This window comes from uncultured Dokdonia sp. (assembly GCF_937910895.1).
Taxonomy (GTDB): Bacteria; Bacteroidota; Bacteroidia; order Flavobacteriales; family Flavobacteriaceae; genus Dokdonia.
The window spans coordinates 1-6,857 of the sequence record NZ_CALEMI010000026.1; the positions used below are offsets into that span (position 1 = coordinate 1).

Consider the following 6,857-nt stretch of genomic DNA (forward strand, 5'->3'; position numbering starts at 1 on the left):
TGCACACATATGACAGGGCTCAAGTGTGACATACAGGACACAGTCGACAAGCCTCCAGGAGCCCAATGACGATGCTGCTTGCGTTAAAGCAATCATCTCTGCGTGAGCCGTTGGATCTGCTAGCTGCTCTCTCTGGTTGTGAGCGCTACCAACAATTCGGCCGGCAGCTACAACAACTGCTCCGACAGGCACTGTTAGTATGATGGCTAGCTTAAATGATAATCTACACGGAACGACTTCTGGCATAGAACCATTATTCATGGAGCATTATACTAGAAGAAAGAAAGTTCAAAATAACGAAGCAGTGATGTTTGTTGATGATGTGGGTGATAAATGGACAGAATTTAAAGTCTACCATCACAAATTTAAAGAATGGATGGATGTTCATGCAAATAGCTTTGGTTTTTATCTTGTGTACACAGATGCTCCAAAACGTAAAGGTTTTAAGCATGAACCTTGGCATTACAGCTATGCACAGTTATCAATATCCTATCTTAAAAAATATAAAGAATTAGATGTAAAAAGGATATTACAAGAAGATCAATTGGTAGGAAGTTCGTATATAACTTCAGCATTTATAGATCAATATATACAAGAAAACATATTAGACATCAATCCTTATTTGTTAGGCTAAAGAGCTTCTATTAGTTTTTTTTCAACGAGGGCTTCTTTAAAATCTGGACGATTTTGTAGGGCTTTTGAAATCCAAGTTTTAGCTTCTTCTTTTTGACCTTTATGTTTATAGATTTGAGCAAGTCTATAATACGCCCAATCTTTAGGAACACCATCTGCAGAAGAATAGTTCATAATATACTTATCCAAGCACTCGATTCCTTGATCAAGACCAATCCCATATTGCCCAGCAATCTTTCCTAATTGGTAATGCAATCTATTTTCTGATGTATGTTTTTTTTGAGCTTCATCTAGTACTTGCATTGCTTTTTCTGGTGCTTTATTTTTTTCATAATGCTCATAAAGTTTTGTATAACAAATCACAGAGCCTCCTATAGCGACAGCCTTTTTATAATGATATTCAGCATCCTTAGGCTTATGATTATACTCTGCAATATAGCCATGGGCAAGATGTCCGTCTACGGGAGATAACGTTGCAAGTTCATTTGCATATTGTTTTGCTTTGCTCTCACTTCCTCCGATGACGCCTGGTAATTGTATGTAAAATTCAACCAATGCCCACCGTGCTTCGACGTGCTTGGGATCAAGTGTTGCAGCTGTTATAAATGCTTCCTTAATATCGCCTATAAGCCCTAATGCTCTTACTTTATTAATTGCCAATGCTTTCATTCCTAAAACACCTCCGTATTTATAGTGATAGTTGGCGACTTTTGGTGATAACTCTACAAGTTTCTTATAATAATCTATGGCAGTATCCCACTCTTGGGTAAAGCCATATATATCGCCTAAATATTCTAAGGTTTTAAGATCGTTAGGGTGTTGTTTCAGGTAGGATTTAAAGATGGGTTTTGCCTGATTGTATTGTTTTATATAGAAGTAATTTTCTGCTTTCGCGAAAGCAGGATCAACAGCATTTCCTTGCGCAAAGCTACATATAGGGAATAATAAAATAAGTAACCACTTCATAGGGTGTCTGATTTTTGTAAATATATGCTAAAATAGTGCCAAGCTGGTAATTAAGATTTTGGAGGATATTTTTTAAAGATTTTTTCTACTAACTTTCTGAAGTAGGCATCTCTTTGATTTGGCGTTGCTTTTGTCTTTACATCACTCTCGCTAATAGCTTGCCATACAAGTTTTCCGCCATGATCCATATCATAAAACTCCAACGTTATTTGTTGATGTTGCTCACGACCTCCAATTGGGATGCCGCCACTCACGCCTACGCCTACATTACCACCACCGCCACCAAAGCCAACACCTAGTCTATTACGGGAAGAAGTCTCATATTCTGATGCTTGTATTTGAATAGAAAGACTATTGTAATCTGTTCTTGTGTATCCTTTTGATTCAAGAACACTGTCTGTAAATTTTATAAACCGACGCTCATCAAACTCAGAAAATCCTGTGGGTTCACGCAAATCATATTGATACGTTTTGTATAAATCGAAAGATGCTTTTTCATCATAATCGTAATCTACGTACGTCGTCCCACAACTTGTGATAAGAACAGCTAAACAAACCAAAATTAATATTCGCATCCTATAGTATTTATGTAAAAGTAAACGAAAGCATACAAGTTATAGTGTGTTTTGTTACTTCTTAACTACTCATTTAACATCTTCCAAAGCGCATCCTTCAGTTCTACAAGACCTTGTTGAGTAATAGAAGAAATAAATAAGTATGGTAATGGCAATTCTCTATCTAGTTCTTCAGTAAGTTCTGCTTTAAGTTCATCATCTAGCATATCACTTTTTGAAATCGCAATAAGTCGTGATTTATCCAGCATTTCTGGATTGTATTTTTGTAATTCATTCAGTAGAATATCATACTGATCTGCAATGTTATCTGCATCGGCAGGGATCATAAAAAGCAAGGTGGAGTTACGTTCTATATGGCGTAAAAATCGATGTCCGATTCCTTTTCCTTCAGAAGCGCCTTCTATAATTCCTGGAATATCTGCCATCACAAAAGACCTAAAATCTCTGTATTCTACAATCCCAAGATTCGGTTTTAGTGTAGTAAATTCGTAATTGGCAATTTTGGGTTTTGCCGCAGTAATTGCTGCTAGTAACGTCGATTTTCCCACATTAGGATATCCTACCAATCCAACATCTGCTAGTACTTTAAGCTCTAGTGTTAGTTGTACTTCAACCCCATCAATACCAGGTTGTGAATATCGAGGTGTCTGGTTGGTACTGCTTTTAAAATGCCAGTTACCACGACCTCCCATACCCCCTTCGGCAACGATAAATTCTTGTCCGTCTTCTGTAATTTCAAAAATTACTTTATCCGTTTCGGTATCGCGTAAGGTTGTTCCTAAAGGCACTTCGATATACTCATCTTGTCCATCATGACCTGTCGATCTGGATTTGGCACCATTGCCACCATGTCCTGCACGGGAATGTCTTTTAAATTTAAGATGTAATAATGTCCAGAGATTTTTATTTCCTTTAACAATAATATGACCTCCACGACCACCATCACCACCATCAGGCCCTCCTTTTTCAATAAACTTTTCTCTATGTAAATGTGCAGAGCCAGAGCCTCCGTTACCAGAAGTGGCGTGTATCTTTACATAATCAACAAAATTTCCTTCAGTCATTTTTTCTAATTCTCGCATAGACGGGAATTTGATCCCGAATCACATTTTATAGTATGCCTTGTACGGTTTCTTAATTCGCTTTCGCGAACCTACCTACCGGCAGGCAGGAGCGAACCTAACAAAACTAATTTCTTCTTATGTATCTATTTACAACGTATCAATCACCGTGCTTAAACGTTCTGTAATCTCAGCCACACTACCAACACCATCGACTCCGTAGTACTTGTTTTGCTTCTCGTAGTATCCTTTTAAGATCGCTGTTTCTGCATAATATACTTTGATACGATTACGGATCACCGTTTCATCTGCATCATCAGCACGTCCTGATGTTTTTCCTCTTTCTAAAAGACGTTGTACCAACACCTCATCATCTACTTCGAGAGCTACCATCGCAGCTACTTCTGTATTTTTTGAAGCTAATAATGTTGCTAATGCTTCTGCTTGTGCTTCTGTTCTAGGAAATCCATCAAAAATAAATCCTTTTGCCGCTGGATTTTTTTCTACTTCTGCATTCAGCATATCTATAGTCACAGTATCTGGTACTAGTTGCCCTTTATCCATATACGACTTGGCTAACGTACCTAATTCTGTTGCATTTTTTATATTGTATCTAAAAACATCTCCTGTAGAGATATGTACTAGATTGTATTTTTCTTTTAATACTTCTGCTTGTGTTCCTTTACCTGCACCTGGAGGGCCGAACAAAACAAGGTTCTTCATGTGTGATTGTTTAAGTTTATAAATAGAGGTAAGATTACGGCCTAGTCCTTTATAATCTAGTCCAAATCCAACAACAAAATCATTTTCAATTTCCAATCCTATATAATCTATCGTATATGGTTTTGTATAGGCTTTTGGTTTGTAAAACAAGGTAGCTATTTTAAAAGAAGCTACTTCTTCTTGTTCTAAAATCTGTATAATCGTTTCTATGGTATTACCAGAATCTACGATGTCTTCTATCACCACTACATCACGACCCTTAAGTGAAGGCTCTGCTCCCATGACTGTAAAAATCTCGTCATTCTGTTCTAGCCCATCATAACTAGCGACTTTTATAAAACTCATCTCACACTCTCCATCAAACTTCTTAATAAGCTCTGCTGCAAAAAGAAAAGCACCATTAAGCACTGTAAGAAACACAGGTCTCTTGTCCTTGTAAGCATCATTTATAAGTACCGCAACACCATTTACGGTCTGTTGTACTTTGGTTTTTGAGATAGATTCTTCAAAAATAAGATCGTGTAATCGTAATGTTTTCATACCCTTTTACAAAGGCGCAAAGATACCACCAGAAAACCACAAATCACAAATTCAGATTCTTTAAAACAGAAACACTTAAAAAGCTTCTAAAATCTGAGATATAGATACGAGATTGGAAACAAGGTTTTTTGTATTTTTGAGTTTTAACCCGTACTATGCAATAGAAAACCTATTACAGCTTGAAAATGCTTCAAAATATACCATTTCACTACGTTTTTGAGTTTAACCATAGCCCTTCGGCTGGACTCAGGATAAACTTAGCTATGCTAAAACTCAGAAAACGTCATATTTTATTGCTCCTTCAAGCCTCATAACGAAGTTCTACTGCATAATCCGGATTTAATTTTTATGCTTTCCGTACTTCGGCAAGCTCAGTATAAACCTCAACGTTGTTGAGAACGTAACCTTATGAAAAACTATTTTTCTTCTCAATTTAAATTAGGTATTTTAGGTGGTGGTCAGTTAGGCAAAATGATGCTCTATGACACCCGCAAATATGATATCCAAACCCATGTGCTTGATCCAAGTGCCGAAGCTCCATCAAGAATTGCTTGTGATTATTTTGAGCAAGGGAGTCTACTAGACTATGATACGGTGGTTGCCTTTGGGCGAAAAGTAGATGTACTCACTTTTGAAATAGAATCTGTCAATGTGAGTGCGCTTGAGACCTTAGAAAAAGAAGGAATTACTGTATATCCATCTGCCGATACCTTACGTAAAATTCAAGATAAAGGAATCCAAAAGCAATTTTATATAGATCAAGGTATTCCTACTGCTTCTTTTAAAAGGTATGAGACTGCAAGTGCAATTCTAAGAGATTCACCAGCATATCCTTTTGTATGGAAGTCGTGTACGGGGGGGTATGATGGAAAAGGAGTGGCGGTTATTCGTAGTGCGCAGGATCTAGAAAAATTACCCGAAGTGCCTTGCATCGCAGAAGCTATGATTCCATTTAAAAATGAACTTGCTGTGATTGTAGCACGTAATCCGTCTGGAGAAGTGACTACCTATCCCGTGGTTGAAATGGAATTTCACCCAGAAGCCAATCAAGTAGAATATGTGATTTGTCCAGGTCGCATCAATGAACACGTTGCAAAAAAAGCAAGAGCCGTTGCCGAAAAAGTATCTAACGCTTTTGAACACGTCGGATTACTAGCGGTAGAAATGTTCCAAACAGAAGATGATGAGATTCTGGTAAATGAAGTCGCTCCAAGACCTCATAATAGCGGACATTATAGTATAGAAGGAAGCTACACCAACCAATTTGAGCAACATATACGCGCTATTCTAGACCTTCCCTTAGGAAAAACAGATAGTAAAGTAGCCTCCGTCATGGTCAATCTAGTAGGAGAAGAAAATTACCAAGGGCAAGTACTTTATAAAAACATCGAAAAAATTATGGAAATGGATGGTGTGACCGCCCATATCTACGGAAAAAAAGAAACCCGTCCTTTTCGGAAGATGGGACATGTGACGATTATAGATCAAGACCTTAGCGTTGCCAGAACAACGGCCGAGGCTGTTAAAAAAATGATTAAAGTAATTTCTGAATAATAGAATTTAAGATATATATTATGAAAGTAGGAATCATCATGGGGAGTACAAGTGATCTCCCAGTTATGCAAAAAGCCATCGATATTCTTGAGCATTTAGAAATCGCTACAGAAGTGGATATTGTAAGTGCACATCGTACGCCAGAAAAGCTCTTTGATTATGGGCAACATGCACACACACGAGGAATCAATGTCATTATAGCTGGTGCTGGAGGTGCTGCACATTTACCGGGGATGGTTGCTTCTTTATCACCACTTCCTGTGATAGGTGTACCTGTAAAATCTCGTAACTCTATAGATGGGTGGGATTCTATATTATCTATTTTACAAATGCCAGGAGGTGTACCTGTAGCAACTGTTGCCTTAGATGGAGCACAAAATGCTGGGATACTCGCCGCACAAATCTTGGGAGCAAGAGATTCAGAAATACAAAACCGTATTATTGCGTATAAAGAAGAACTTAAACAGAAAGTAATTGATGGAGCAAAGAGCCTAAAACAACCTAAATAAAAAAGACCACTCTTGCGAGTGGTCTTTCATCAATGTAATATTGGGGTATTGAATTTGTATTTATTAACCATCCTAAATAGAATCAAACCTTATTTCTTTTACATTGAATTGGGGAATTCTCACTAAAACTCACGTCAAATATATTATTACCTTTAAAATAGCTATTAAATTCTGACTTTCAGATCTATTTTATAGATAAAATACACAAAATAACCGATAAAATACACAAATAGATTCTATTTTTAATTCATTTATTTATGAGCATAGCAGATAATCCACTTTTACATCCTTTTAAT

At 37.2% G+C, this 6,857-nt stretch carries 8 protein-coding genes; 3 read left to right on the plus strand and 5 right to left on the minus strand.

Features of this window, described 5'->3' with window-relative positions; translation table 11 throughout:
- Positions 1–261: deaminase (locus Q0505_RS02815; RefSeq protein WP_366519362.1), on the minus strand; the 261-nt coding region annotated here is incomplete at its 3' end.
- Between Q0505_RS02815 and Q0505_RS02820 the strand changes: the two genes are divergently transcribed.
- Positions 200–634, plus strand: a complete 435-nt coding sequence (locus tag Q0505_RS02820; protein ID WP_299208553.1) for a D-alanyl-D-alanine carboxypeptidase family protein — start codon at positions 200–202, stop codon at positions 632–634. The genes Q0505_RS02815 and Q0505_RS02820 overlap by 62 nt on opposite strands.
- On the opposite strand, the gene Q0505_RS02825 is transcribed toward Q0505_RS02820, so the two are convergent.
- The 4 genes from Q0505_RS02825 to Q0505_RS02840 form a co-directional block, all read right to left on the minus strand.
- Positions 631–1,599, minus strand: a complete 969-nt coding sequence (locus Q0505_RS02825; RefSeq protein WP_299208555.1) for a tetratricopeptide repeat protein — start codon at positions 1,597–1,599, stop codon at positions 631–633. The genes Q0505_RS02820 and Q0505_RS02825 overlap by 4 nt on opposite strands.
- A 50-nt stretch (positions 1,600–1,649) precedes the next feature.
- Complete coding sequence (locus tag Q0505_RS02830; RefSeq protein ID WP_299208557.1) at positions 1,650–2,174, minus strand: DUF4136 domain-containing protein; 525 nt, start codon at positions 2,172–2,174, stop codon at positions 1,650–1,652.
- Between the two features lie 65 nt (positions 2,175–2,239).
- A complete protein-coding gene (obgE, locus tag Q0505_RS02835; RefSeq protein ID WP_299208563.1) occupies positions 2,240–3,238 on the minus strand; it encodes a GTPase ObgE in 999 nt (332 codons plus the stop codon).
- A 147-nt stretch (positions 3,239–3,385) separates the two neighbouring features.
- Positions 3,386–4,498, minus strand: a complete 1,113-nt coding sequence (locus Q0505_RS02840; protein WP_299208559.1) for an adenylate kinase — start codon at positions 4,496–4,498, stop codon at positions 3,386–3,388.
- A gap of 408 nt (positions 4,499–4,906) precedes the next feature.
- Here Q0505_RS02840 and Q0505_RS02845 point away from each other — a divergent pair, with 408 nt between their 5' ends.
- Together Q0505_RS02845 and purE are read left to right on the plus strand one after the other, a co-directional pair.
- Positions 4,907–6,052, plus strand: coding sequence for a 5-(carboxyamino)imidazole ribonucleotide synthase (locus Q0505_RS02845; protein WP_299208561.1), 1,146 nt, complete (start codon positions 4,907–4,909; stop codon positions 6,050–6,052).
- Positions 6,053–6,069: 17 nt separating this feature from the next.
- A complete protein-coding gene (purE, locus tag Q0505_RS02850; RefSeq protein ID WP_299208565.1) occupies positions 6,070–6,561 on the plus strand; it encodes a 5-(carboxyamino)imidazole ribonucleotide mutase in 492 nt (163 codons plus the stop codon).
- Positions 6,562–6,857: the final 296 nt, after the last annotated feature.